General features: G+C 74.6%; 24 protein-coding genes. 12 read left to right on the forward strand and 12 right to left on the reverse strand.

Features of this window, described 5'->3' with window-relative positions:
* The first annotated feature begins 75 nt into the window (after nt 1-75).
* Genes HNR61_RS42150 through HNR61_RS42160 form a run of 3 tightly spaced genes read left to right on the forward strand, consistent with a single transcriptional unit; the run spans nt 76 to nt 5,935 of the window.
* Nucleotides 76-2,115 (forward strand): ATP-binding cassette domain-containing protein, encoded by a 2,040-nt coding sequence (locus tag HNR61_RS42150; protein ID WP_182848749.1) that lies wholly within the window; start codon nt 76-78, stop codon nt 2,113-2,115.
* Complete coding sequence (locus tag HNR61_RS42155) at nt 2,112-3,827, forward strand: ATP-binding cassette domain-containing protein (RefSeq protein ID WP_182848750.1); 1,716 nt, start codon at nt 2,112-2,114, stop codon at nt 3,825-3,827. The genes HNR61_RS42150 and HNR61_RS42155 overlap by 4 nt, the downstream gene beginning before the upstream one ends.
* The gene (locus HNR61_RS42160; protein ID WP_182848751.1) at nt 3,824-5,935 is read left to right on the forward strand and encodes a prolyl oligopeptidase family serine peptidase; all 2,112 of its coding nucleotides are present in this window, start codon (nt 3,824-3,826) and stop codon (nt 5,933-5,935) included. The genes HNR61_RS42155 and HNR61_RS42160 overlap by 4 nt, the downstream gene beginning before the upstream one ends.
* On the opposite strand, the gene HNR61_RS42165 is transcribed toward HNR61_RS42160, so the two are convergent.
* Nucleotides 5,917-6,567 carry a response regulator transcription factor gene (locus HNR61_RS42165; protein ID WP_182848752.1) on the reverse strand — a complete coding sequence of 217 codons (651 nt, stop codon included), beginning with the start codon at nt 6,565-6,567 and terminating at the stop codon, nt 5,917-5,919. The genes HNR61_RS42160 and HNR61_RS42165 overlap by 19 nt on opposite strands.
* Nucleotides 6,568-7,372: 805 nt before the next feature.
* On the reverse strand, nt 7,373-7,657 hold the full coding sequence (locus HNR61_RS42170; RefSeq protein ID WP_182848753.1) for a hypothetical protein: 285 nt from the start codon (nt 7,655-7,657) through the stop codon (nt 7,373-7,375).
* Nucleotides 7,658-7,737: 80 nt separating this feature from the next.
* Here HNR61_RS42170 and HNR61_RS42175 point away from each other — a divergent pair, with 80 nt between their 5' ends.
* On the forward strand, nt 7,738-7,938 hold the full coding sequence (locus tag HNR61_RS42175; protein ID WP_182848754.1) for a hypothetical protein: 201 nt from the start codon (nt 7,738-7,740) through the stop codon (nt 7,936-7,938).
* Here the strand turns inward: HNR61_RS42175 and HNR61_RS42180 are convergent.
* Complete coding sequence (locus HNR61_RS42180; RefSeq protein WP_182848755.1) at nt 7,912-9,132, reverse strand: MFS transporter; 1,221 nt, start codon at nt 9,130-9,132, stop codon at nt 7,912-7,914. The two genes, HNR61_RS42175 and HNR61_RS42180, sit on opposite strands and share 27 nt — an antisense overlap.
* Before the next feature lie 13 nt (nt 9,133-9,145).
* Here HNR61_RS42180 and HNR61_RS42185 point away from each other — a divergent pair, with 13 nt between their 5' ends.
* On the forward strand, nt 9,146-9,814 hold the full coding sequence (locus HNR61_RS42185) for an ArsR/SmtB family transcription factor (RefSeq protein ID WP_182848756.1): 669 nt from the start codon (nt 9,146-9,148) through the stop codon (nt 9,812-9,814).
* Here the strand turns inward: HNR61_RS42185 and HNR61_RS42190 are convergent.
* From HNR61_RS42190 to HNR61_RS42200, 3 genes are read right to left on the reverse strand one after another with little or no spacing between them, the layout of a single operon-like run.
* Nucleotides 9,800-10,432 (reverse strand): isochorismatase family protein, encoded by a 633-nt coding sequence (locus tag HNR61_RS42190; protein WP_182848757.1) that lies wholly within the window; start codon nt 10,430-10,432, stop codon nt 9,800-9,802. The genes HNR61_RS42185 and HNR61_RS42190 overlap by 15 nt on opposite strands.
* The gene (locus tag HNR61_RS42195) at nt 10,432-11,640 is read right to left on the reverse strand and encodes a CaiB/BaiF CoA transferase family protein (RefSeq protein ID WP_182848758.1); all 1,209 of its coding nucleotides are present in this window, start codon (nt 11,638-11,640) and stop codon (nt 10,432-10,434) included. Before HNR61_RS42195 ends, HNR61_RS42190 begins: the two co-directional genes overlap by 1 nt.
* 9 nt (nt 11,641-11,649) lie before the next feature.
* On the reverse strand, nt 11,650-12,288 hold the full coding sequence (locus tag HNR61_RS42200; RefSeq protein WP_182848759.1) for a GntR family transcriptional regulator: 639 nt from the start codon (nt 12,286-12,288) through the stop codon (nt 11,650-11,652).
* Nucleotides 12,289-12,354: 66 nt separating this feature from the next.
* Here HNR61_RS42200 and HNR61_RS42205 point away from each other — a divergent pair, with 66 nt between their 5' ends.
* Nucleotides 12,355-13,272: a hydroxymethylglutaryl-CoA lyase gene (locus tag HNR61_RS42205; protein ID WP_182848760.1), complete on the forward strand. Its 918-nt coding sequence runs from the start codon at nt 12,355-12,357 to the stop codon at nt 13,270-13,272.
* Nucleotides 13,273-13,319: 47 nt separating this feature from the next.
* Here the strand turns inward: HNR61_RS42205 and HNR61_RS42210 are convergent, their stop codons facing one another.
* Both HNR61_RS42210 and HNR61_RS42215 read right to left on the reverse strand, forming a co-directional pair.
* Nucleotides 13,320-14,063, reverse strand: coding sequence for a maleate cis-trans isomerase family protein (locus HNR61_RS42210; RefSeq protein ID WP_182848761.1), 744 nt, complete (start codon nt 14,061-14,063; stop codon nt 13,320-13,322).
* Entirely contained in the window at nt 14,060-14,620 is a 561-nt protein-coding gene (locus tag HNR61_RS42215) for a TetR/AcrR family transcriptional regulator C-terminal ligand-binding domain-containing protein (protein WP_182848762.1), read from the reverse strand. The genes HNR61_RS42210 and HNR61_RS42215 overlap by 4 nt, the downstream gene beginning before the upstream one ends.
* A 75-nt stretch (nt 14,621-14,695) precedes the next feature.
* Between HNR61_RS42215 and HNR61_RS42220 the strand changes: the two genes are divergently transcribed.
* Nucleotides 14,696-15,589, forward strand: coding sequence for a DUF4437 domain-containing protein (locus tag HNR61_RS42220; protein ID WP_182848763.1), 894 nt, complete (start codon nt 14,696-14,698; stop codon nt 15,587-15,589).
* A 164-nt stretch (nt 15,590-15,753) separates the two neighbouring features.
* On the opposite strand, the gene HNR61_RS42225 is transcribed toward HNR61_RS42220, so the two are convergent.
* Nucleotides 15,754-15,927 carry a hypothetical protein gene (locus HNR61_RS42225; RefSeq protein WP_182848764.1) on the reverse strand — a complete coding sequence of 58 codons (174 nt, stop codon included), beginning with the start codon at nt 15,925-15,927 and terminating at the stop codon, nt 15,754-15,756.
* Nucleotides 15,928-16,114: 187 nt separating this feature from the next.
* Here HNR61_RS42225 and HNR61_RS42230 point away from each other — a divergent pair, with 187 nt between their 5' ends.
* The 3 genes from HNR61_RS42230 to HNR61_RS42240 all read left to right on the forward strand — a co-directional run bounded on the left by HNR61_RS42230 (nt 16,115) and on the right by HNR61_RS42240 (nt 18,577).
* On the forward strand, nt 16,115-16,474 hold the full coding sequence (locus HNR61_RS42230) for an aldolase/citrate lyase/malate synthase family protein (RefSeq protein WP_220510445.1): 360 nt from the start codon (nt 16,115-16,117) through the stop codon (nt 16,472-16,474).
* 185 nt (nt 16,475-16,659) lie between these two features.
* Complete coding sequence (locus HNR61_RS42235; protein WP_182848765.1) at nt 16,660-17,376, forward strand: TetR/AcrR family transcriptional regulator; 717 nt, start codon at nt 16,660-16,662, stop codon at nt 17,374-17,376.
* A gap of 220 nt (nt 17,377-17,596) precedes the next feature.
* Entirely contained in the window at nt 17,597-18,577 is a 981-nt protein-coding gene (locus HNR61_RS42240; protein ID WP_182848766.1) for an NAD(P)-dependent alcohol dehydrogenase, read from the forward strand.
* A gap of 24 nt (nt 18,578-18,601) precedes the next feature.
* On the opposite strand, the gene HNR61_RS42245 is transcribed toward HNR61_RS42240, so the two are convergent.
* On the reverse strand, nt 18,602-19,093 hold the full coding sequence (locus tag HNR61_RS42245) for a helix-turn-helix domain-containing protein (RefSeq protein WP_182848767.1): 492 nt from the start codon (nt 19,091-19,093) through the stop codon (nt 18,602-18,604).
* Nucleotides 19,094-19,152: 59 nt separating this feature from the next.
* Here HNR61_RS42245 and HNR61_RS42250 point away from each other — a divergent pair, with 59 nt between their 5' ends.
* Both HNR61_RS42250 and HNR61_RS42255 read left to right on the forward strand, forming a co-directional pair.
* Nucleotides 19,153-20,097 carry an NAD(P)/FAD-dependent oxidoreductase gene (locus HNR61_RS42250; RefSeq protein ID WP_182848768.1) on the forward strand — a complete coding sequence of 315 codons (945 nt, stop codon included), beginning with the start codon at nt 19,153-19,155 and terminating at the stop codon, nt 20,095-20,097.
* Nucleotides 20,098-20,099: 2 nt separating this feature from the next.
* Entirely contained in the window at nt 20,100-21,542 is a 1,443-nt protein-coding gene (locus HNR61_RS42255) for a DHA2 family efflux MFS transporter permease subunit (protein ID WP_182848769.1), read from the forward strand.
* A gap of 419 nt (nt 21,543-21,961) precedes the next feature.
* On the opposite strand, the gene HNR61_RS42260 is transcribed toward HNR61_RS42255, so the two are convergent.
* Nucleotides 21,962-23,158: a cytochrome P450 gene (locus HNR61_RS42260; RefSeq protein ID WP_182848770.1), complete on the reverse strand. Its 1,197-nt coding sequence runs from the start codon at nt 23,156-23,158 to the stop codon at nt 21,962-21,964.
* Nucleotides 23,148-23,912, reverse strand: coding sequence for a cyclodityrosine synthase (locus HNR61_RS42265; protein ID WP_182848771.1), 765 nt, complete (start codon nt 23,910-23,912; stop codon nt 23,148-23,150). The genes HNR61_RS42260 and HNR61_RS42265 overlap by 11 nt, the downstream gene beginning before the upstream one ends.
* Nucleotides 23,913-23,996 lie beyond the last annotated feature (84 nt).

Here is a 23,996-nt window from a genome sequence, read left to right on the forward strand (position 1 = left end):
CCGCCCAGCACGACCGGGCCCCGGACGTCCAGACGGACGTTCGGGGCCCGTCCACACCCCGGAAAGGAGCATCCGATGCGCGAGGCGGACCGGCTGGTCGCGCGGACCCTGCGGGACGGCGGCCCCTGGCCGGTCGCGCTCGCGGCGGCCGTGCTCGGCGGGGCCGCACTGCAACTGGCGCTCCCGTACGCGCTGGGCCGCGCGATCGACGCGCTCGTCGCGGGAACGCCCGCCCGGAGCGGCTGGCTCGCGGCGTGCGCGCTGCTGGTGGCGGGCGTGGTGGTGGCCGAGACGCTCGGGGCCTGGGCGGGAGGCGCCACCGGCGCGCGCGCCTCGGCGCGGCTGCGCGAACGGGTCGTGCGGCGGGTGCTGGGCGCGGGACCGGCCGTCACCCGCCGGTTCGGCGACGGCGACCTGGTCACCCGCGTCGGCATGAACGCCGAGGAGGCGGGCCACGCGCCCGAGGCGGTCATCTCCGCCGCCGCGCTGCTGGTCCCCACCGTGGGGGCCCTGGTCGCGCTGGCGCTGCTCGACCCGTGGCTGCCCGCCGCGCTCGTCCTCGGCCTGCTGCTGATCACCGTGGCGCTGCGCGCGTTCCTGCGCGACACCACCGCGCTGGCGGGCGGCTACCAGGCCACCCTGGGCGTCATCGCCGACCGGCTCACCGGCGCGCTCGCCGGGGCCCGCACCGTCGCGGCGGCCGGGACCGCCCCGGCGGAGGTCCGGCGGGTGCTGGAGCCGCTGCCCCGGCTGCGCGAGCAGGGGATGGCGCTGTGGCGCGCCAACGCCCGCGCCGGGGTCCGGGTCGGCCTGGCCGTCCCGCTGCTGGAGGTGGTCGTGCTCGGCGTCGGCGGATGGCGCCTGGCCACCGGGCACCTGACCGTGGGGGAGCTGTACGCGGCCGCCCGCTACGCCGTCCTCGGCGCGGGCCTGTCGGCGGCGCTGGGCCAGGTGGGGCGGCTGGCGCGGGCCCGTTCGGCGGCGGCCCGCATCGCCGAGACCCTAGCGTCGCGCCCCACCCCCCACGGCGCCCGCCGCCTGCCCGCCGGGCCGGGCACCCTGGAGTTCCGGGGCGTCACCGCGACCGCGGCCGGCGGGGGCGGGCTGCGTGACCTGGACCTGGTGGTGCGGGGCGGCTCGGCGACGGCGGTGGTGGGCCGGTCGGGAACCGGCAAGTCCCTGCTGGCGGCGCTGGCCGGGCGCCTGGCCGACCCCGAGCGGGGCACGGTCCTGCTGGACGGCACGCCCCTGCCCGAACTGTCGCGCGCCGAACTGCGCCGCGCCGTCGGCTACGCCTTCGAACGCCCCGTCCTGGTCGGCGACACCGTCGGCGACGCCGTCGCCCTCGGCCTGCCCGCCCCCGACCCCGCGGCGGTCCGGCGCGCCGTCGCGGCCGCCGCCGCCGACGCGTTCGTGCGCGGCCTGCCCGACGGCCACGCCACCCCGCTGGAGGCCGCGCCGATGTCGGGCGGCGAACGCCAGCGCCTCGGCCTGGCCCGCGCCATCGCCCAGGGCGAACGGCTCCTGGTGCTGGACGACGCCACCTCCAGCCTCGACACCGTCACCGAGCAACGGGTCACCGACGCCCTGACCGGCGGCCCCGAACGCCGCACCCGCCTGGTCGTCGCGCACCGCCTCACCACGGTCCGCCGCGCCGACGAGGTCATCTGGCTGGACGACGGCCACATCCGCGCCCGAGGCCGCCACGAGGACCTGTGGCAGGACCCCGCCTACCGATCCCTGTTCCAACCCACCCCAGAACCCCCGACCACCCCAGAACCCCCGACCACCCCGAAATCCCCGACCACCCCGAACTCTTCGACCGTCTCGGGGTCTTCGACCATCCCGGGGTCTTCGACCATCCCGGGGTCTTCGGCTGTGCCGGAGCCTTCGATCGCCGCGCGGGCTTCGGCTGTCCCCGAGTCTCCGGTCGCCGCGCAGGCTCCGGCCGCCTCGGAGCCTTCGGCCGGTCCGGGGTCTTCGGCCGGTCCGGGGTCTTCGGTTAGTTGGGAGGGTTCGGTCGGTTCGGAATTTCTGGATGTCCCGGCGCCTGTGTCCGGCCGCGGGTCCTCAGCCGTTCCGGAGTGCCCGGACGGTTCGGAGGGGAAGGCGTGAGCGGGCCCGTCGCGTCGCTGGTCGTTCGTACGTTGCTGGGCGAGCCGCGTCTGCTGGTGCGTCTGGTCGCCTGGTCGGCGGTGGAGGCGGCTCCGGCGTTCGCGGTCGCGGTCGCCATCGCGCGGGCGATCGAGGACGGCTTCGCCGCCGGGCGGCCGGGGACCGGGGCCGCGTGGCTGGCGCTGCTCGGCGCGGTGTGGCTGGCGGCGGCGGTCGGCGCCCGGCAGGTGATCCTCACCGTCGCGGAGCTGGTGGAGCCGTTCCGGGACCTGCTGCTGACCCGCGTCGTGACCGGCGCGCTGCACCGCTCGACCGGCGGGGGACGTCCGCCCGACGCCGCGGCGGTCGCCCGCGCCGGACTCCAGGTGGAGCTGGCCCGCGACGCGCTGGCGGCCGTGGTGACGGTCGTGCGGTCGTTCGTGTTCACCGTGGTCAGCGTCGTGCTGGGGCTGCTGGCGCTGGCTCCGCCGACGCTGCTGGCGGTGGCGCCGCCGTTCCTGGCGGGGCTGGCGCTGTTCCTGCTGTCGCTGCCCGCCCTGGCCCGCCGCCAGCGCGCCTACCTGCTGGCCGACGAGCGCACCGCCGCCGCCACCGGGGAGCTGGCCGCCGGGCTGCGCGACATCGTCGCCTGCGGCGCGGAGGACCGGGTCGGCGCGGCCGTCGCCCGCCGCGTCGCCGCGCAGGCCGGCGAGGGCCGCGCGCTGGCCCGGGTGACCGCGCTGCGCACCGCCGCGCTGTCGCTGGGCGGATGGCTGCCGGTGGTGCTGCTGCTGGCCGCCGCGCCCTGGCTGCTGCGGAACGGGGCGGGCCCCGGCGTGGTCGTGGGCGCGCTGGCGTGCGTCACCCAGTCGCTGATCCCGGCGTTCCGCGGGTTCGTCGAGGGGCTCGGCGTCAGCGCCGTCCGCCTCGCCGTCGCCCTGGACCGCGTCCTGGAGACGGCCCCGCCACCGGGGCCGACCCCGCCCCGGCTGCCCGCACCGTCCGACACGACCGTGCGGCTGCGCGGGGTGACCGCCGCCTACGGCCCGCACGCCGCGCCCGTCATCGACCGCCTCGATCTGACGATCCCCGCCGGCGACCACCTGGCGGTGGTCGGCCCCAGCGGGATCGGCAAGTCCACGCTGGCCGCGCTCGTCACCGGGATGCTCACGCCGCGGTCCGGCGAGGTCACCGTCGGCGGCGTCCCCGCCGACCGGCTGCCCCGCGCGGCGCGCGTGCTGATCCCGCAGGAGGCGTACGTGTTCGAGGGCACCGTGCGGGAGAACCTGTGCTACCTCGCCGACGCCCCGCCCGACCGGGTGCGGGAGGCGGTCGCCGCCGTCGGCGCCGACGCCCTGGTCGAACGGCTCGGCGGCCCGCACGCGCGGCTGGACCCCCGGACGCTGTCGGCGGGGGAGCGGCAGCAGATCGCCCTGGCCCGCGCCTGGCTCGCCCCCGCCGGGCTGACCGTCCTGGACGAGGCGACCTGCCATCTCGACCCGGCCGCCGAGGCCCGCGCCGAGGCCGCGTTCGCCCGGCGCGGCGGCACCCTCGTGGTCGTCGCGCACCGCATCAGCTCGGCCCTGCGCGCCCGGCGCGTCCTGCTGATGGACGGTGACCGCGTCTGGCTGGGCACCCACGAGGAGCTCGTCCGCACCGCACCGCCGTACGCCGAGCTGGTGGGCCGCTGGCGGCCCCCGGACCGCGACCCCCGACCGGAGGCCGTCCCATGAGATACCCGCCCGCCGACCGCGAACCCGTCGCCGACCTGCTGCACGGGCAGCGCGTCCCCGACCCCTACCGGTGGCTGGAGGACCCCGGCGGACAGCGCACCCGGTCCTGGCTCGCCGCCCAGGACGAGCTGTGGCGCGGCCACGCCGACACCCTGACCTCGCGGGCGTGGTTCCGCGACCGCTGCGCCGCCCTCGCCGACACCGGCGACGTCGAGGCCCCCGTCTGGCGGGGCGACCGGCGCTTCCACACCCGCCGCGCGCCCGGCAGGGAGCATCCCGTCCTCCACACCGCCCTCGGCGCGGGCCCCGAACGGGTGCTGCTCGACCCCGGAACGCTCGACCCGTCCGGCCTGACGACCCTGGACGCCTGGCACCCCGACCCGACCGGGCGGCTGCTGGCCTACCAGATCTCCACCGGCGGCACCGAGGAGGCCGAGCTGCGCGTCCTGGACGTGGCGACCGGCGCGGTCGTGGACGGCCCCATCGACCGCTGCCGCTACTCGCCGGTCGCGTGGCTGCCCGACGGCGCGGGCTTCTACTACGTGCGCGCCACCGGGCCGGACGGTGCCCGCCGCGTCCACCTGCACCGCTTCGGCGCCCCGGCCGACAGCGACCCGGTCGTGTTCACCGCCGGCGACGACCCCGCCGTCGGCTACGGCCTGGGGATCAGCCACGACGGGCGGTGGCTGGCGCTGTCGGCGTCGCCGGGCACCGCGCCGCGCAACGACGTGTGGCTGGCCGACCTGGCGCACGGCGACCCCGCCGAGCCCCGCTTCCGGCCGGTGCTGCGCGGCCACGCCGCCCGCGCCGTGCCGCTGGTGGGCCATGACGGGCGGATGCTGGTGGTCACCGACCTGGACGCGCCGCGCGTGCGGCTGTGCGTCGCCGACCCCGCCGACCCAGGCCGGTGGACCGAGCTGCTCCCCGAGGACCCGGCCGCCGTCCTGGCGGACGTCGCGCTCCTCGACGGCCCCGAGCCGGGCCGCCCCGTCCTGCTGGTGGCGCGCCTGCGCGACGCCGCCGGGGAGCTCGCCGTCCACGACGCCGCCGCCGGCGAGCGGCTCGCCGAGGTGCCGCTGCCCGGCCGGGGCACCGTCGGCGCGCTGTCGACCCGGCCGGGCGGCGGCCACGAGGCGTGGTTCACCTACACCGACGTCGCGACCCCGCCGACCGTCTGGCGCTACGACGCGCGCACCGGCGAGACGACGCCGTGGGCCGCGCCGCCCGGCCATCTCACCGTCCCGCCGGTGCGGACCCGCCAGGCCGTCGCCGTCTCCGCCGACGGCACCCCGGTGCGGATGACCGTGATCGACCGCCCCGGCGACCGGGGGCCGCGTCCCACGATCCTCTACGGCTACGGCGGCTTCGGCATGCCGCTCGTGCCGTCCTACGCCGCCGACGCGCTGGCCTGGGTGGAGGCGGGCGGCGTCCTCGCCATCGCGCATCTGCGCGGCGGCGGCGAGGACGGCCTGCACTCCCACCGCGCCGGGACCCTGGACCGCAAGCAGGACGTGTTCGACGACTTCCTGGCCGCCGCCCGCGCGCTGGTCGACGACGGCTGGACGACCCCCGACCGGCTGGCGGTCTGGGGCGAGTCCAACGGCGGGCTGCTGGTGGGGGCCGCCGTCACCCGGCGGCCCGACCTGTTCGCCGCCGCCGTCTGCGTCGCGCCGCTGCTGGACATGGTCCGCTACGAGCGTTCCGGGATGGGCGCGGCCTGGCGCGAGGAGTACGGCACCGTCACCGACCCCGGGCAGTTCGCGTGCCTGTACGGCTACTCGCCCTACCACCGGGTCCGGTCCGGAACCGACTACCCGGCCGTGCTGTTCGCGACGTTCGGCGGGGACACCCGCGTCGATCCGCTGCACGCGCGCAAGACGTGCGCGGCCATGCAGTGGGCCACCGCCGGGACGCGGCCGGTCCTGCTGCGCCATGAGGAACGCGTCGGGCACGGCGCCCGCTCCGCCGCGCGCGGCCTGGACCTGGCCGCCGACCTGCTCGCCTTCGCCGCCGCGCACACCGGCCTGCGGGCCGGGCCGGCCCCGGCGGGCGGCCCGCCCGGCCCGGTGGCCGAGCGGGCCGCCCCGGGTCAGCGGTTCAGCGGGTAGCGGCCCGATCCGTCGCGCGCGCCGTACGGCAGCCAGCCGTGCTCGCGCGCGATGCTGACCGCCTCGACGCGGGTGCGCGCGCCGAGCTTGGCCTGCACGCGGGCCACGTAGTTGCGGACGGTGCCGGTCGACAGGCAGAGCTGCCCGGCGATCTCGCCGACCGTGGCGCCCTCGGCCACCGCCGCCAGCACGTCGCGTTCGCGCGGGGTCAGGGGGTTGCGGGCGGCGGCCAGCTCGGCGAGCGCCAGCCTGCCGTCCACGGCGTGCTCGCCCCGCGCGACCCGGTGGATGACGTCCACCAGGTCGGTGGGGGAGGAGTCGCGCAGGACGAAGCCGAGCGCGCCGCCGTCGACGGCGGCGCGCAGCTCGCCGGGCCGGGGCCGGTCGGCCACGACGACGACCCCGCACCGGCGCTCGGTCCGGAGCACCGCCCGCACCGCGTCGACGCCGGGCATGTCGGGCAGCTCGGTCCCCACGAGCGCGACGTCGGGGCGGTGGTGGCGGCAGGCGGCCACCAGCGCCGCGCCCGAGTCCGCCGCCTCCGCGACGGCCAGGCCGGGCTCCCCGGCGAGCAGGGCCACCAGGCCGCTGCGGAAAAGATGGAGGCGTTCGGCGATCACAACTCGGATCATTCTGCCTTCCCGAGGCTCGTTCCGTATCGTTCTCGGAGGGGAGAGCGAAAAGGCGGGGCGACCCCGGGAAAGCGGGGTGGGTGGGGGCTTCTCAGGGGATTTGGAGATCATCTTTTTGCCGCCTTAACCGGGCTGAGTCGAGGGGGCGGCATTCAGAGTGATGGATCTTGCAGTAAACGTCAAACGCGCCGGCGCCGTCACCGGTCACTGATTTTCGGCGAGGTTCTCCCTTCCTCGTTCTCGTACCGCCAGTAAAGACGCAGGTCGGGGCGTTACGGACAGTTGACGGAGCGTGGCCGCCAGGAGAAGATGGCAAGGATTGCGTAAAGTGTGGCGTCCGGATCGGGCCACTTTCTGGCTCTGTGTCGCTGCTTGCGCTAGAATCCGCGACCTCTCCTGGACTGGATGTCCAGGAGGGAGGGAAAGGTGGTCCGGAAGCATTCAGGGTTTGTTCAGGAAGGCGCGCTACTTGTCGAAGGACAAAGTTGATCGAGTCCCTTTGTCAAGCACTGTTTAAAGCGCCGCGCATCCTGGTGGAACACGTTTTCCGAACGCCCGTTCGGGGTGACCTGGGTGACGCGTCGGCGCTTGCCGCGTCCCTTCCGTTTCCTCGGTAACCTGACGAGCATATCCACGGGAAACCTTTCCAAACTTCCTCCCGCACAACTCATTCGGGCCCGCGCGCCAATGCCGCCGGCACGCCCACGCGCGGCAGGGAGCCGAGCCCACACCAGCTCCGCCGCCCGGCCGCCGGGGAGCACCCGGGCGGCGTTGAGGCGGAACCTGATGAGCGGCTCCACACGCGTCAGAGGGCACCCGGCCCGCCCCGGGAGGAGCCGACCCGATGCTCCAGCGTCGCGCCGCCACGGGTCCGCGCCCGCAGGACGGCCGCGAACGCGGTCGGGAAGAGCGCCCCGGCGCGCTCGTCGGCGACGCACGCCACCTTCGCCGCCAGCGCCAGCCGCGCGGGGTCGCGCAGCGTCTCCTCGGTGAAGGTGAACGGCCCGGAGAACTTCGCGTGGTAGGGCGTGCGCGGCCGCGCCTTCTCCTCCCGCGGCTTGGCCACGGTCCGCAGCGTCGGCGCGAGCATGTCCCAGCTCGATCGCGGCGATGTCGCCGGGGTCGAGGCCGCCGTCCCGCAGCGCCAGCGCGCAGTCGATCGCCGGGTGGGTGAAGTGGTTGGAGGGGGCGGCCCAGCTCCCCGTCGTCAACGAGGTCTTCACCCCCACCCCCGACGAGCTGGCGCGCGCCCGCGACCTGCTGGCCCGCTACGAGGCGGCGGCCGACGGCACCGGTGTCTGCCTGGGCGGCGACGGCCCGCTGGTGGACGAGCCGGTCGTCCGCTCAGCGCGCCGCCTGCTCGCGGACTGACACGGCCTCGGCCGGCCGCGTCCGCTCGGCCCACCGCGCCAGCGGCACCACCGGCGCGGCGCACGCCGCGAACACCAGCGCCAGCACCACCCATCCCACCGCCGCCAGCCCGCCGACCAGGGCCGTGACGAGCGCGGGGGCGAACGTCATCACCACGCCGGTCAGCGCCGCGTTCAGGCCCTGGTACTCGCCCTTGCGGTCCTCGCGCATCAGCTCCATCGACAACTGCCACTGGCCCGCCGTGAACAGCAGCTCCCCGGCCACGTGCACCACCACCGCCGCCAGAACGACGGCCGCGCCCAGCCATGGCGCGCCGACCAGCACCAGGCAGCTCGCCGCCAGCAGCCCGCCCGCCCACGTCGCGGCCCGCGCGCCCTGGGAGACGGTCCGCACGCGCACGCTGACGGGGGTCTGGAGCACCGCGATGAACACCGCGCTGATCACCACGGCCACGGCCGCCACGGCGGGCGGCGCGTCGGTGCGCTCCGACACCCACAGCGGCACCCCCGCCGACAGCATCGCCCAGCACAGGGTCAGCCCCGCCACCGGCGCCATCACCGCGATGTAGGGCAGGTCGCGGACCGCCTCGCCGCGCAGCCCCGCCCACCGCGCGGAACGTTCCACGGTCGGGGCCTCGGGCATGCCCCGCAGCGTGAGGGCGGCGACCACGAACGTGACGGCGTTGAACGCGATGGCGGTCGCGTAGGCCCAGTGCTGGTCGATCGTCAGCACCACCGCCCCGATCGCCGCGCCGAGCGCGTTGGTGGCGTGCACGACCGCCCGGTTCAGCGCCAGTACCCGCACCCGCTCCCCGCCCTCGAACAGGCCGGCGACCAGCGCGCCCTGCACGCCCATCCCGACGATCTGCGCGCCGTCGAACAGCGCGGCCGCCACCACCAGGCTCGGCAGGTCCCGTACCAGCAGGAACGCCAGCGCCGCCCCGCCCCGCACCAGGTACAGCACGACCAGCACGCGCCGCGCCCCGTACCGGTCGGCGACCGCGCCCACCGGCACCGCCAGCGCCAGCCCGACCGCCCCCGCCACGAGCAGCGCCAGCCCGGCCCGGCCCGGCGGAATGCCCAGGTCGCGGGTGAGGTAGAGCGCCCAGACGGTGAACCAGACACCGCCGCCCAGCCCGTTGATCCCGCTGCCCAGCAGCAACCGCCGTACGACTCGCCTGCTGTCATTATTCATGCAACAATGAAGTATGAGTGACGCTCGTGTTGTCAAGGGGGAGCGGATCCTGGGCGTGGTCGCCGACCCGCTGCGCTTCGCCGTCCTGCGCCTGCTGGCCCGGGAACGGGAACTGCCCGCCGGGGCCATGGCCGACCGCCTCGCCGTGAGCGCGTCCCGGCTGGCCAACCATCTGGCCGTGCTGCGCGACGCCGGGCTCGTCGCCTCCCGCCGCTCCGGCCGCGTCGCCGTCTACCGGCTGACCGCCCCCGACCGCACCGCCGCGTTCGTGCGCGCCCTGGACGCCCTGGCCGGGGAGGAGGAACGCGACCCGGAGCCGACCGCGTTCGCCCGCGCCCGCCTGTGCTACGACCATCTCGCCGGGGAGCTGGGCGTCCTGCTCTACCGGCGTCTCGTCGCGGCCCGCGCCCTCGTCCCCGGCGACGGTCCCGAGGCGCCCCTCACCTCCGGGCCCGCCCTGGCGGCCGAACTGGAGCGCCTCGGCGTCACCCCGCCCGACCTCGGCCGCCGCCACCTGGCGGTCGGCTGCCTGGACTCGACCGCCGGAACGCCCCACCTCGGCGGCGCGCTCGGCGCGGCGATCCTGCGCTCCCTCCGCGAACGCGGCCTGCTGCGGCCCGGCCCCCATGAGCGTCTCCTGACCGAGGCCCCGGACGCCGAGGCCCTGCTAACCGGCCGATAGCGCCGGCAGGGCGGACAGGGCGGTCTCCAGGGACACCACCTCGGCGTACTTGGCCTGGAGGTCGAACAGGTTCGCCTCGTGCGGGCGGGGGTCGCGGTCCCCGCAGGCTTCGCGGACCACGAAGGGGGCGAACCCGTGCTGCACCGCGTCCACCGCGCTCGCCCGCACGCACCCGCTGGTGGACAGCCCGCACAGCAGCACGGTGTCCACCCGCATCGCCGTCAGCGTCGCCGCCAGGCTCGTGCCGAAGAACGCGCTGGCGTACTGCTTGACCACCACGGTCTCGCCGGGCGCGGGGGAGGGGTCGGCGGGGAAGCCGCCCAGGGGGTTGCCCTGGTCGAAGCAGCGCAGCGCGGGAACCTTGCGGTAGAACAGCCCGCCGTCGCGCCCGTCCGGCCCGTACTCCACCCGCGTGAACACCACCGGCACCCCGTGGGAACGCGCCGCCGCCACCAGCCGCGCCGCCGCCGCGACCGCGTCCTCCACCCCCGCGTACAGCGGCGACTCCCGGTCGAGATAGGCGCGCACGATGTCGATGACCAGCACGGCGGGCCGCTCCCCGAACGGCAGCGTCCCGCCGAACCCGGCCGCCTGGTAGTCGGCCTCCAGGGGGTCCATCAGAGGGTGCCGTCGGCGGTCAGGTCCGCCAGGTCCGTCTCGGTCAGGCCGAGCAGCGTCGTGTACACCTCGGCGTTGTGCTCGCCCAGTTCGGGGCCCAGCGTCCGCACTCGTCCCGGGGTGTCCGACAGTTTGGGGAACACGTTCTGCATCGGGAAGTCGCCGAACTCCGGGTGCGTGAGCCGCACGATCGCCTCGCGGGCCTTGAAGTGCGGGTCATCCAGCATGTCCTTGGCGCGGTAGGTCAGCCCGGCCGGGACGCCGTTGTCGTGCAGCAGCTTCAGCAGCGGGCCCGACTCCCAGCCGGCCGTCCACGCGGCGATCAGGTCGTCCAGCGCGTCGGCGTTCTCTCCGCGCGCGCCGTGGGTGGCGTACCGCTCGTCGTCGGCGAGTTCGGGACGGCCCATCAGCTCGGCCAGCCGCCGCCAGATCGTGTCCCGGTTGGCGGCGATGAGGACCGGGCCGTCGGCGGTGGGGTAGACGTTGCTGGGCGCGACGTTGGGCAGCACCGATCCGGTGCGTTCGCGCTGGTAGCTCGCGATGTCCCATTCGGGCACCAGGGACTCCATCATCGCCAGCACCGCCTCGTACAGCGCCGAGTCCACGACCTGGCCGCGTCCGGTGCGGCGCCGGGCGTGCAGCGCCACCAGCGTGCCGAGCGCCGCGAACGTCCCGGCCAGCTCGTCGCCCAGCGAGATGCCCGTCCGCGACGGCGGGCGGTCGGGGTCCCCGGTGACGTAGCGGATGCCGCCCATCGCCTCGCCGATCGATCCGAACCCGGCGCGCGGCGCGTACGGCCCGTCCTGCCCGTACCCGGTGACGCGGGTGATGATCAGGCCGGGGTTGTCGGCCCACAGCGCCTCGGGGGACAGGCCCCAGCGCTCCAGGGTGCCGGGCCGGAAGTTCTCCACCAGCACATCGGCCTCGGCGATGAGCCGCCGCGCCAGGGCCTGGCCCTCCTCGGCGCGCAGGTTCAGGGTGACCGATTTCTTGTTGCGGGCCAGGATCGGCCACCACAGCGAGTGGCCGTGTGGCTTCTCCCGTCCCCATTGGCGCATCGGGTCGCCCGAGCCCGGCGGCTCGACCTTGATGACCTCGGCGCCGAAGTCGCCGAGCAGCTGGCCGCAGAACGGCCCGGCCAGCAACTGGCCCATCTCCACCACGCGCAGATCACCCAGGGGGGTGCCGCTGACGGGGGTCTCAGACATCGCTCCTGCTCACTTCCGGTCGCTGTCGATCAGGTGGTCGGCGGCGGCGCGGATGTGCGAGCGCATCACCGCCTCGGCCCAGGCCGGGTCGCCCGCGCGCAGCGCGGCGACCAGCTCGCGGTGGTGGTGCATGCTGCGCTCCAGCGCGGCGGCGTCGTAGCGGCGGAAGGTGCCCAGTACCAGCGGCGCGTGCACCACCGACGTCAACAAGGCGGGCAGCCGCCGGTTGCCCGACAGGTCGATCACCCGGCCGTGGAAGCGGTCGTTGAGTTCGGCGACGTGCTGGAAGTCGCGTGCGGCGGCGGCCTGCTCCATCTGCGCGCAGCACGCCTCCAGTTCCGCCACCGCCTCGGCGGGCACGCCGCGCCGGGCGGCGCGCGCCGCCGCGTACGGCTCCAGCAGCCCCCGCAGCTCGAAGATCTCCGCCAGGTCGGTGGTGGTCCACCGCACCACCCGCGCGCCCCGGTGGGGCAGCACCTCCACCAGGCCGTCGGCGTCCAGCCGTTGCAACGCCTCGCGCACCGGCGTGCGCGACAGCCCCAGCGCCTCGGCGAGTTCGGCCTCGCCCAGCCGGGACCCGGCGGCGGCGTCCCCCGACAGGATCATCCGGCGCAGCTCCGCGTACGCGACCTCGGCAGCCCGTGCCACGATTCCTCCTTCAACTCTGGATTGCATGCAACTTAGGACCTAATCTCCCCAAAAGACAAGACTTCCATGGATGAGAGGCGAGAGTTGCATACAACCATCGTCGAGGTCGGCCCCCGGGACGGCCTGCAGAACGAGGACCGGATCCTGCCCGCCGAGGTGAAGATCGAGCTGATCGAGCGCGGAGTCGCCGCCGGGATCACCCGGATCGAGGCCGTCAGCTTCGTCCACCCCGCACGCGTCCCCCAGATGGCCGACGCCGAACAGGTCATGGCCGGGGTCCCGCGCCCGGGGGGCGTCTCCTACATCGGCCTGGTCCTCAACCGCCGCGGCCTCGACCGCGCCCTGGCCGCCGCCGTGGACGAGGTCAACGCGGTCGTCGTCGCCACCGACACCTTCTGCGTCCGCAACCAGGGCGTCACGACCGACGCCGCCATGGACGCGTTCGAGGGCATCGCCGGGGCCGCCGCCGAGGCGGGCGTGCGCTGCGGGATCACGATCGCCGCCGCGTTCGGCTGCCCGTTCGAGGGCCAGACCCCGCCCGCGCGCGTCGCCGAGCTGGCCCGCCGCGCCCACGCCGCCGGAGCACGCGAGATCGCCCTGGCCGACACCATCGGGGTCGGCGTTCCAGGGCAGGTCCGCGACCTGACCCGCCGGGTCCGCGCCGCGGCCCCCGGCCTTCCGCTGCGGTTCCACTTCCACAACACCCGCAACACCGGCTACGCCAACGCGCTGGCCGCCGTCGCCGAGGGCGTCACGGTCCTGGACGCCAGTACCGGCGGGTTCGGCGGCTGCCCGTTCGCGCCCGCCGCCACCGGCAACATCGCCACCGAGGACCTCCTCTACGCCCTGCACCGCGAGGGCCACACCACCGGCATCGACCCGCAGGCCGTCGCGGCCACCGGCGCCTGGCTCGGCGACCACCTCGGCAAACCCGCCCCCGCCCTCCTCGGCCGCGCCGGACCCTTCCCCGCCCCCGCTGGGTGAGCGGCATCGCCGTGGTGCCCGCACGCCGGGCGCCACGGCGCGACGCGTCAGTGCTCGCGCAGCAGCGTGCCCGCGCCGGGGACGCGGTCGTCGAAACCGTGCTCGCGCAGCGCGTGCCACAGCGTGGCGGCGTCGATGGCGATCACCGGCTTGCCCAGTTCGGCCTCCAGCTCGTCGGCCAGGGCCACGAACGACAGGTTCGTTCCCACCTGCACGATCGCCTCGACGTCCGGGCCGTCCAGCTCCGCGACCACCTTGCGCAGCTGGTTTCCGGGGACGCGGGCGATGTCCATCGCGGTGGGGCACCGCAGGCCCGTGATCGCCGCGACGTCGAAACCCGCCTCGGTGAAGAAACGTCCCACCTCGCGGTCGGCGACCGGCTGATACGGGGAGAACACCGAGATTCGACGGCATCCCAGGTGTCGCAGCGCCGCCCGGCAGGAACTCGCGCCCGTGGTCACCGGCAGGCCGGTGCGCTCGCGCAACCGCCGTTCGAAGGCCGCGTTACCCTCGACGCCGCCCCAGAACGTCTCGGCGGACATCCCCATGACCAGGCGGTCGGGTTCGGCGGTCAGCACGTCCCGGACCGCGTTGTCGATCGACGCCCGGATCTGCGCGAGCAGCGCCTCGAAACCGGCGTCGTCGGCGATGGCCGGATCGGTGATGTACATCGACCCGGCCCGGTAGGCGACGCCGGGGACACCGGCCTTCCAGTAGTCGTGTTCGGCCACGGTGTTGGTGCTGGGCACCACGACGCCGAAGACGGCACGGGGGCCGACGACGTTGGTCATGTCAACTCCAGTTCGGCGAGGACCGCCTCCACGGCGCGGTGCGCCCGGGCGCGGGGGACGGGAAGGTTGAGCAGCAGCGAGTCGACCAGCGCCGGAGCGGTGATCGCCGAGACCCATTCCGTCACCCGGGACTCCTCCAGACCCGCCGCGCACAGCACGGTCTCGAACGGGGTCATCAGGTCCCGGACGTAGCGGCACCTGAGGTCGACCGTCGAGGCGTCCCAGGAGGCCGCGACGATCAGCGCTTGCAGTACCGCGCCGACGGGCTTGCCCTCCAGCCGGTCGCACAGCAGGTCGACCTGGGTGTGCAGGTCGCGGGCCAGGTCGCCGGTCGGTTCCGGCGACCGCACCGGAGCGACCTCGATGATGGCCTCCAGCACGTGGCGCGGTGTCGGCCAGTGCCGGTAGATCGTCGATCGGGCCACGCCGGTCTCGGCGTGCAGACGCTGCGGCACCAGCGCGGCGGCGCCCTCGGTGAGCAGCAGTTCGAGTGCGGCGGTCAGGACGGTCGTCGCGGTGTCGGAGGACGGGCCTGCCGGGCGTCCGGGTCGGGTCACGAAGTTAACAATACATATTGTCCGGGAAACCGGTAAGCGCTACATTTTGTCTCGGAAACCCACGAGAGGGGCACCATGCGAGCGCACGTGGAGATCGTGGACGAGCGTGACCTGATCTGGCACCCCGCCGAGTTCCAGCACGCCGACGGCACCGCCGAGCAGCGCAACCTCAGCTACGACGAGGAGGACGGCTCGGCCTCGCTGAAGGCCCGCTTCACCTCCGACTGGTCCCGCCCCGCCGGCGTCCACCCCGCCGAGACCGAGTGGTACGTCCTGTCCGGCCAGGTCACCATCGGTGACACCGTCCTCGGGCCCGAGGGCTACTGGATGGCCCCCACCGGGGTGTGGACACCCCCGGTCTCGGTCACCGCCGGTACCGAGATCCTGCTGTTCCGCGAGTACGGCGACTGGCGCTTCGAGCTCTCCGACGCCGACCGGCCCGGTGTCCGCCCCGACCAGCGGCTGATCGTGCTCGACTCGGCGCAGATGCCCTGGATCGACGTCAAGGGCGGCAGCCCGATGCGGTTCGACCTGGGAGGCACCCCCGTTCCCGGGCTCTACATCAAGCTGTTGCACCGGGACGAGAAGACCGGCTTCTACACCCGGCTCATCAAGGCCAAGCCCGGCTGGCGCGAGGAGCCGCTGGCCCACCACCCCTGCTCGGAGGAGGCCTACTGCCTGGAAGGGGCCTTCGAGTACAACTTCGGCAGGATGTGGCCGGGCACCTACTTCTGGCGGCCGGCGCTGATCCGCCACGGCGACTTCACCGCCGACGCCGAACTCGGCTGCACCTGGCTGGTCCGCTCCGACGCCGACCTGGTCGACTGGTACACCGACAACGCCCGCGTCGTCATGGAGGGCGACGCGACCAACTGGGGCCCGGACTTCCCCGGCACCGCGGCCCCCCGCTTCCTGGAGCCGGTCCGCTCCCGCAGCGTCGGCCGCTGGGAGAACCCCACCCACCAGTGACCCCGTTCGACGAGGACAAGGCCCTGGCGACGGTGCCCGAACCCAACCGCGCCCCGGCCCGCGACGGCGCTGTTCTCGCACACGGTGCCGCGCCCGTTATCGGGAACGACCCTCGCGGGCGGGGCGTTCACTTTCGGTGGTCGCCGAGAGTGCTGGTGGCGGGGTTATCGGCCGCGCAGGGCGCGAGTGAGGTCGGCCAGGGCGTGGATGATGCCGGCGCGGTGGGTGCCGGGGGTGCCGCGGACGGCGATGCGGATCGCGAGGATGGCCGCGGCGGCGATCGTGGTCAGGGCGATCACTGTGGCGGCGGCCGCGATGGCCGGTTCCAGGGTGTTCATGCGGCCCATTGAGGGGTGTTGCCCGCCTGGGTGGGGCGGGTGCGGACAAGCCCGGAAACCCTGGATGTCCGGTGCGATCGTTTTGCTGTCCGAGCTGTCCGAATGCCTGCGGGGGCCGGACAGGGCAAACAGTGTCCGGGACACTGTGAAGGTATCCCAGGGCTTGCGGGCGGGAGGCTGGCGTGGTGTGGCCGGAGCCGGTCTCCTGTGGGCACGTTCCCAGGTCGTGCTGGCCAGCGCCGCCGCCCGCGTGCGACCACCGATCGCCCCGGTGAGCACCGACTTCCGCGATCTGGAGGCCCTGCGCACCTCGACCCTGGCCCTCAGGCGACTGGGGTTCCGGGGCCGGGCCTGCATCCACCCGGCCCAGCTCCCCGTCGTCAACGAGGTGTTCACCCCGTCGCCCCAGGAGATCGCCCGAGCCCGTGACCTGGTCGCCCGCCACGACGCGGCCATGGCCGAGGGCAGCGGCGTCTGCCTGGACGAACGCGGCCGCCTGGTGGACGAGGCGGTCGTGCGTTCGGCGCGCCGGCTGCTGGCGGACTGACGACGCGGCCGGGACGGGACATCCGCCGGGGCCCTCACCCGCCCAACGCCGCGAGCGCCGCCTCCAGGGAGACCGCTGGAGCGTCAGGCCGGTGCCCTCGTCGTCCCGTCGGCCCCGGTCGCCGCGCGGGCGCCGGACCGGGGAGACTTACCGTGTACGGACGGAGCGTGTCGGAAGGAAGATCCATGACCCTGCGGGCCGACGCCGACGAACCGGCCGAGCGGCCCCGTGTTCCGCTGAGCCGGAGACGGGTGCTGCGCGCCGCCGTGGAACTCGCCGACCGCGACGGCCTCGACTCGCTCACCATGCGCAGGCTCGCGCAGGAGGTCGGGGTGGAGGCGATGTCGCTGTACCACCACGTCGCCAACAAGGAGGCCGTTCTCGACGGCGTCGTCGAGGTGGTCCTCGAGGAGGTCATGGCGGCGGTGGACGCGGTCGAGGCCCCGCTCCCGGAACGGGACTGGCGGGCGGCGCTGCGCGCGCGGATCCTCGCCGCCCGGGAGGTGTTCCTGCGTCACCGCTGGGCCCCGCGGGTGCTCGAGACCCGCACCGAGACGAGCCCGGCCGTCATCGCCTACTACGACCACGTCGTCGCCGTCCTCCGGGCGGGCGGGTTCACCTTCGACCTGGCCCATCGCGCGCTGCACGTCCTCGGCAGCCGCGCCCTCGGATTCACCCAGGAGCTGTTCCGGCCCGACGGCGCGCGCCCCGCGGACGCCGAGGCCGCCGCGATGATGGAGCGGATGGCCGACCGGTTCCCGAACATCGTCGGGATGCTGGCGGACGCCGTCCACGACGATCCCGAGGGCACCCTCGGCTTCTGCGACGACCAGTTCGAGTTCGAGTTCGCGCTGGACCTGATCCTCGAAGGGCTGGAACGCCGCCGCGCCGCCGGCGCGTGACCCCTGCCGGGCGCGACCGAACGCGCCGGACGTTCCGTCACCCTCGGGCACCGGCCGAGTCCGTTTCCGCCACACCCCTTGACTCTCTTACGCCGTAAGTTAGTCTTACGGCGTAAGAGAACCTTACGGCGTACGACAGTGACCCGGCCGAGAGCGGCCGTGGACACCGGCCCGGGAGATCGGCACCGGGTCATGGACCCCCCACCGAAGGGAAGACGCCATGAAGGCCTGGAGCTGGGACCGCTACGGCCCGCCCGACGTGCTGACCCTCAAGGACGTCGCGGAACCCGCCATCGCCCGGGACGAGGTGCTGGTGCGGGTGCGGGCGGCCTCCGTCAACCCCTACGACTGGCGCCACCTGCGGGCCCATCCGAAGCTGGTGCGGCTGAGCATCGGCCTGCGGCGGCCGAGACCGGGCCTGGTGCCCGGCGCCGACCTCGCCGGAGTCGTCGAACGGGTGGGCGACGAGGTGACCGGACTGCGTCCCGGCGACGAGGTCTTCGGGGAGGTCCGGCTGGGCTCGTTCGCCGAGACCGTCGCCGTCCCGCACGACAGGCTGGCCCTCAAGCCCGCCCGCCTCACCTTCGAGCAGGCGGCGTCGGTGCCGATGGCCGCGCACACCGCGCTCCAGGGGCTGCGCGACGCCGGGAGGATCGCCGCCGGGCAGCGGGTCCTCGTCAACGGGGCCTCCGGCGGCATCGGCACGTTCGCCGTCCAGCTCGCCAAGGCGTTCGGAGCCGAGGTCACCGGCGTGTGCAGCACCCGCAACGTCGCGCTGGTCCGCTCGCTGGGCGCGGACGACGTCGTGGACTACATCCGGGAGGACTTCACCGAGCGGGAGGAGCGGTACGACCTGCTCATGGACATCGTGGGCGACCGGTCGCTGGCGGAGCTGCGCCGCCCCCTGACCCCGCGCGGGACGCTCGTGATCGTGGGCGGCATCGCCTCGGCCCGCGGCGGGCTGCTGGGCCCGGCGGCGCAGATGCTCCGCGGGGCGCTGGCCTCCCCCTTCGTCAGCCAGCGCATCGCCGCCGTCCGCTGGAGGCCCAACTCCACGGACCTGCGTTTCCTGGCCGGCCTGATGGAGGAGGAACGGCTCGCCCCCGTCATCGACCGGACCTACCCGTTCGCCGAGCTCCCCGAGGCGCTGCGCTACATCGAGCGGGGCCACGCCCGCGGCAAGGTCGCCATCACCCTCTGACCGCCCGCCTTCGCGAGCCCGCCGTCAGGCTTCGCGGTGGGACGCCTCGCCGGTGCCGTCGCCGCCGGGCACCGGCGCGGTCTCGACCACGCACCCGCCCCCGTGGGCGCCGTGGAACCCGGCCACCCCCTCCAGGTCCAGAACGCGCCGGTAGTTGGGGCACTGCGTGAAGTCCTCGGCCGTGCACTGCATGGCGTGCTCGATCAGCGCCTTGGAGGCCGCGATCTCCCGCAGGCGGCGCTCCAGCTCCTCGTGGTGCCGCCGGAGCAGCGCCTGGCGGCCCTCCCTGCCGGAGGCGTCGAGCATCTCGCGGATCTGCTCCAGGCTCATCCCCGCCGACTTGCCGCGCAGGATCGTCAGGACGCGGACGGCGTGGTCGCGGGTGTAGCGGCGGCGGCCGTTCACCCGGTCCGCGGGCACCAGCAGGCCCATGGCCTCCCAGTGGCGCAGGACGTGCGGGGCCAGCCCGAACCGCGCGGCGAGCTCCCCGATCCGGAGCGAGTCACTTGACTTCATGTTGACATTAACTTGCAGACTTGCGTCCACGTCAAGCGAGATCGTTCGTGGAGGCAGACATGTTCGACGCCGTCATCATCGGCGCGGGGCCGGCCGGGATGGCCGCCGCGCTGACCCTCGGGCGGGTCCACCGCCCGGTGCTCGTGGTCGACGCCGGGGAGGGACGCAACGCTCCGGCCGGGGCGGTGCACAACTTCCTCACCCGCGACGGCACGCCGCCCGCCGAGCTGCGCGGGCTCGGCCGCGAGGAACTGGCCGCCTACCCGGCGGTCGAGGTGCGGGCCGGAACGGTCACCGGCGCGCGGGCCCTGGAACAGGGCGGGTTCCACCTGCGCCTGTCCGACGGAGACGAGGTGAACGCCCGGCGCGTCCTGCTGGCCACGGGGCTGGCCGACGACCTGCCCGGCCCGCGCGGGGTGGAGGAGCTGTGGGGCCGTTCCGCCTTCCACTGCCCCTACTGCCACGGCTACGAATGCACCGGCCGGCGGGTCGCGGTGCTCGGCGCGGAACCGCCCCGGATACGGCTGGCGCTCCAACTGAGCCGCTTCGCCGCCGAGGTCGTCCTGTGCACCGACGGCGAACCGCTGGACCCCGGATCGCGGGAGACGCTGACCGCCAACGGCGTGGCGGTGCGTTGCGAGGCCGTCGCCCGCCTGGAGGGGACCGGCGGCGACCTGGAGCACATCGTGTTCGAAAGCGGACCGCCGCTGGCCGGGGACGCGGTGTTCGTCGTCAACGTCCCGCGCCAGCGCTCCGGTCTGGCCGCGAACCTGGGCTGCGCGCACTTCGCAGACGGGTGCGTGGAGGTGGACGAGTTCGGCCGGACGAGCATCCCGGGCGTCTACGCCGCGGGCGACATGGCACGGCGGGCCACCATGCCGGTGCCGATGGCCGCGGTCATCGCCGCCGCGGCGAGCGGCACCGTCGCCGCCGCGGCCATCGACCAGGACCTGCTGGGCGCCGACTTCGGCCTGCCCGACCCGTTCGCGCGGGTGAGGAGCTGAGCATGGCGCCCGAGAACCCCGCCCCCCGGCCGGGCAACGTGCCGCTCGCGACGGCGGGCCTGCTGCTGGGAATGCTGCTGTCGGTCCTGGACCAGACGGTGGTCGCCATCGCCCTGCCCGACATCGCCGCCGACCTGGGCGGCATGGACGGGATCGGCTGGACCGTCACCTCCTACGTGCTGGCCTCGACCGCGACCGGCGCGCTCTACGGGCGCGTCAGCGACCGGTTCGGCCGCGGCGCGGTCTTCGTCGCCGCGGTCGCCGTCTTCGTCACCGGATCGGCGCTGTGCGGCCTGGCCCAGACGATGCCCCAGCTGATCGCCGCCAGGACGCTGCAGGGCGTCGGCGCCGGCGCGCTGTTCGTGATCCCCACGATCGCGCTGTCGGAGCTGTACCCGCGGCGCCTGCGCAGCAGGGTCCAGGGCTTCACCGGCGGCGTCTTCGCGCTGGCCAGCGTGGGCGGCCCGCTCGCCGGAGGAGCGATCACCGACGCCTGGGGCTGGCGCTGGATCTTCTACGTCAACCTGCCCCTCGGCCTGCTGAGCATGGCCCTCACCGCGTTCGCGCTGCGGTTGCCCCGGCCGGGCGGGAACGGCCGGGTGGACGTGGCCGGGGCCGTCCTGATCGCGGGCGCGACGGTGAGCCTGCTGCTGGTGGCCGAGTGGGGCGGCCGCACGTACGCGTGGACGTCCGGCGTGATCCTCGCGCTGGCCGGGACGGTGGCGGTGCTGACGGCGCTGTTCGTCCGGCGGGAACGGCGCGCGGCCGACCCGCTGCTCCCGCCGCGGCTGTTCGCCCATCCCACGCTGCGCGTCGTCCTGCCCGCCACCGCGCTGCTCGGCGCGCTGCTGGGCGGATCGATCCTCTACCTGCCCACCCACCTCCAGGCCGCCTACGGCATGGGCGCCACCCGGGCGGGGCTGGCCCTCACCCCCTACGTCCTGGTGTTCATGGTCGTCTCCTCGCTGGCCGGCGCCCGCATCGGCGCGAGCGGCCGGTTCCGGCCCTACCTGGTCGCGGGCGCGGCGATCGCGGTGCTGGGGTTCGCGCTGCTGAGCCGGGTCACGTCCGGCACCCCCTATGCCGTCTTCGCCGTGGAGATCGCCGTGCTGGGCCTCGCCTTCGGGCTGCTGACGCAGAACCTGGTGGTCGTCGCGCAGAACGCGGTCGGCCCCGCGGACCTGGCCGCCACCACCTCGGCGGCGCTGTCGGTCCGGGGCCTGGGGCTCTCGCTCGGCGTGGCCGTCTCCGGCACCCTCCTCACCCGGGAACTCCACGGCCGCGCCCCGGGCCCGGAGGCGACCGTCGAGGCGATCCCCGACGTGCTGTTCTGGGGCGCGCCGGCCGCCGCCGTCCTGGTGGCCCTGATGGCGTTGCTCCCCCGGGCCGTCGACCGCCCCGCGGCAGGGGAGAAGGCGCCGCGGATGGCCGACGCGCCGTCCTGAACCGGAGGGGCCGGGACCTCCGATCGAGGATCGGCTGTTTGAACCGGCCGCAGCGCGGAACACCAGCACACCGCGAACCAGTGCGAACTTCGCATGGCACTCGGCGGTCATGCGAACGCCCCGGCTGGAGGTGTGAACGATTCTTGTGGTCTTCCTCGGTCCCTTGGTGGCCTTCGCCGTACTGCTGCTGATGCAGAAACTCGAGTCGACCCTGCTCCCTCGAGAACCCGCGCCCACCCTTCCGTCCCAGCCGCCCCCGCGGCATGGCGACGGAGACCTCGGGCCCGCCGCCCTCGACCCCGAGATCCGGCTCGTGATGGCACCCGCCGAGGTGTGACGGCGTAGGCCGGCGAGGCCGTCCGGGCGTCCTCCATGGAGGGCGCCCGGACGGCGCGCGTCCCGTGGGGTGACGGTTCTGGCTACCACATGACGGGGAGCCGCTCGGGGATGCGTTTCATGAAGCCGGTCCGCCACACCAGCTGCTGGACGGGAACGGCGAGCCGCAGGCCGGGCATCCGCTCCACGAGCGCCCGCACCGCGATCTCGGCGTGCTTCCTGCCCAGCGCGGTGGCGGGGCAGTAGTGCCGGCCGCCGCCGAAGGACAGGTGCGCCGAGCTGTTGGGACGGTCGATGTCGAAGGCGTGGGGGTCGGGGAAGGCCGCGGGGTCGAAGTTGGCGCCCTCGACCAGGACGAGGACCAGCTCGCCCTTGCGGACGGTCACCTCGCCCAGCGTGACGTCCTCCAGCGCCAGCCGGGGCAGGCCGTCGCCGATCGAGAGGTTGACCCGCAGGAGCTCCTCCACCGCCGCGGGGACCCGGTGGGGGGCCGCGCACAGCTCGGCCCACGTCCGCGGGCGCTGGAGGAGGGAGAGGACCGCCATGGTGAGGAAGGAGGCGGTCGAGATCACGCCCGCTCCGAACATCGTCACCCCGACCGTGGCGAGCATCTCGTCGGTGAGGTGGGCGTAGGCCCCGTCCGACCGCAGGGCCGCGAGCTCGCCCATCAGGCCGGTGGTGCCCGGGTCGTTCAGCCGCTCGACCATGTGGGCGATGTCGCGGTCCCAGTTCAGCCGCGCGCCGTCGACCGGGGCCGGGGAGTTCATGAACGCGATGTCCAGGCTCGCGGCCAGCCGGGGCGCGTCGGACGGGGGAAGGCCCAGGACGCGGCAGTGCATCGCCTCCGAGTAGGGGTTGGCGAACCGGCCGCGCAGGTCCACCGGCGCCCCCTCGGCGACCAGCCCGTCCAGCAGGTCGCCGACATGGGCCCGCATCCAGTCCTCCAGACCGGAGGCCTTGGGATTGATCGCCTTGAGCACGGCCTTGCGCAGGCCCGCTCCGGTGATGTTGCCCATGTTGTTGACGACCTCCGGGGGGATCGTCAGCGCGTACTGCCGCGGCGCCCCCTCGGCGGAGGTGTCCTTCAGGCTGAACCGGGGGTCTTCCAGGACCCGCTTGCACAGCTCGTGGGAGGAGACCAGCCAGGCCTCGTCGCCGGCGATCGTGCGGACCCGCTTGACCGGCTCCCCGCGCAGCGCGCCGACCTCGTCCGGCAGCCGGTCGCCGCGCCAGGAGAAGGGGAAGTCGGGCAGCGGCTCGCGCGCCGTCTCAACGGTCATCGGAATCCTCCTCGGCGGGGGTCACGACGGCATGGCCCTGGTTGCGGGAGGCGCGCAGGCCCGAACCCCGCGAGTACAGCAGCTCGGCCATCGGGAGCAGCTGGTGGTAGCAGTTGAGCGAGGAGGGGACGCCGAGGATCGCGGGGGTGTCCACGAAGAGCGGGGCCTCGGCGCAGACGTACCGCAGGCACGCCTGGCGTTGCCGTTCGGTGGGTTCCCGGCCCCCGAGCACCCTGGCGGACAGGAACGAGCTCACCAGCGCGTCGCAGACACCGCGGAACTGCGCGTCGGTGTCCAGCAACGACAGCACGTGTTCGTGGAGAGCGCGGTACGCCGGGATGTCGGCCAGCGCCGACAGGGGGCGTGCCCTCACCCCCGCTCCGGGCCGGCCGACGCTGTCGACGGCGGCCCTCACCTTGGCCCGGACACCGCGCAGGTTCTTGCCGGCCTTGCGCCTGGCGTCGCCCGGGTCGTAGCCGAGCGCGGCGTACATCTCGGCCACGTGCAGGTCGGTGTAGACCAGGTCGACCCGGTCGAACCGCTCGGCCCCCCACCTGGCGAGATCCACCAGGCGGCGGGCCGAGAAGTAGCTGTTGCCCGGAGAGACGCCGATGACCGCGTGGTCCCGGTCCTCGAAGATCACGCGGCAGTGCGGCGTGTAGGGCCGGACCTCGAGGAGCCGCGCCGGATCATCGGCTGGAGGAAAGGAAGGAATGGTCGAAGATCTGATCGTTGGCGTCAACGCGCAGAGCATCCTTCGCGTCGCGAGTCCCGATGGAGCCCGATGCTCCTGGTGTGGCGACGGCAGCCAGAAATTAGCGTCCGGAGCCGCGAAGGG

The organism is Actinomadura kijaniata, from assembly GCF_014138665.1.
Lineage (GTDB): Bacteria > Actinomycetota > Actinomycetes > Streptosporangiales > Streptosporangiaceae > Spirillospora > Spirillospora kijaniata.

What these genes read in the sequence shown, in the direction of transcription:
- HNR61_RS42235 (WP_182848765.1), top strand. Translation starts at nt 16,660, where the DNA reads ATGACCCTGCGGGCCGACGCCGACGAACCGGCCGAGCGGCCCCGTGTT.
- HNR61_RS42205 (WP_182848760.1), top strand. Translation starts at nt 12,355, where the DNA reads ATGGATGAGAGGCGAGAGTTGCATACAACCATCGTCGAGGTCGGCCCC.
- HNR61_RS42160 (WP_182848751.1), top strand. Translation starts at nt 3,824, where the DNA reads ATGAGATACCCGCCCGCCGACCGCGAACCCGTCGCCGACCTGCTGCAC.
- HNR61_RS42210 (WP_182848761.1), bottom strand. Translation starts at nt 14,063, where the DNA reads ATGACCAACGTCGTCGGCCCCCGTGCCGTCTTCGGCGTCGTGGTGCCC.
- HNR61_RS42180 (WP_182848755.1), bottom strand. Translation starts at nt 9,132, where the DNA reads ATGAATAATGACAGCAGGCGAGTCGTACGGCGGTTGCTGCTGGGCAGC.
- HNR61_RS42165 (WP_182848752.1), bottom strand. Translation starts at nt 6,567, where the DNA reads ATGATCCGAGTTGTGATCGCCGAACGCCTCCATCTTTTCCGCAGCGGC.
- HNR61_RS42150 (WP_182848749.1), top strand. Translation starts at nt 76, where the DNA reads ATGCGCGAGGCGGACCGGCTGGTCGCGCGGACCCTGCGGGACGGCGGC.
- HNR61_RS42265 (WP_182848771.1), bottom strand. Translation starts at nt 23,912, where the DNA reads ATGCTCTGCGCGTTGACGCCAACGATCAGATCTTCGACCATTCCTTCC.
- HNR61_RS42185 (WP_182848756.1), top strand. Translation starts at nt 9,146, where the DNA reads ATGAGTGACGCTCGTGTTGTCAAGGGGGAGCGGATCCTGGGCGTGGTC.
- HNR61_RS42220 (WP_182848763.1), top strand. Translation starts at nt 14,696, where the DNA reads ATGCGAGCGCACGTGGAGATCGTGGACGAGCGTGACCTGATCTGGCAC.
- HNR61_RS42250 (WP_182848768.1), top strand. Translation starts at nt 19,153, where the DNA reads ATGTTCGACGCCGTCATCATCGGCGCGGGGCCGGCCGGGATGGCCGCC.
- HNR61_RS42240 (WP_182848766.1), top strand. Translation starts at nt 17,597, where the DNA reads ATGAAGGCCTGGAGCTGGGACCGCTACGGCCCGCCCGACGTGCTGACC.
- HNR61_RS42225 (WP_182848764.1), bottom strand. Translation starts at nt 15,927, where the DNA reads ATGAACACCCTGGAACCGGCCATCGCGGCCGCCGCCACAGTGATCGCC.
- HNR61_RS42260 (WP_182848770.1), bottom strand. Translation starts at nt 23,158, where the DNA reads ATGACCGTTGAGACGGCGCGCGAGCCGCTGCCCGACTTCCCCTTCTCC.
- HNR61_RS42190 (WP_182848757.1), bottom strand. Translation starts at nt 10,432, where the DNA reads ATGGACCCCCTGGAGGCCGACTACCAGGCGGCCGGGTTCGGCGGGACG.
- HNR61_RS42255 (WP_182848769.1), top strand. Translation starts at nt 20,100, where the DNA reads ATGGCGCCCGAGAACCCCGCCCCCCGGCCGGGCAACGTGCCGCTCGCG.
- HNR61_RS42170 (WP_182848753.1), bottom strand. Translation starts at nt 7,657, where the DNA reads ATGCTCGCGCCGACGCTGCGGACCGTGGCCAAGCCGCGGGAGGAGAAG.
- HNR61_RS42195 (WP_182848758.1), bottom strand. Translation starts at nt 11,640, where the DNA reads ATGTCTGAGACCCCCGTCAGCGGCACCCCCCTGGGTGATCTGCGCGTG.
- HNR61_RS42245 (WP_182848767.1), bottom strand. Translation starts at nt 19,093, where the DNA reads ATGAAGTCAAGTGACTCGCTCCGGATCGGGGAGCTCGCCGCGCGGTTC.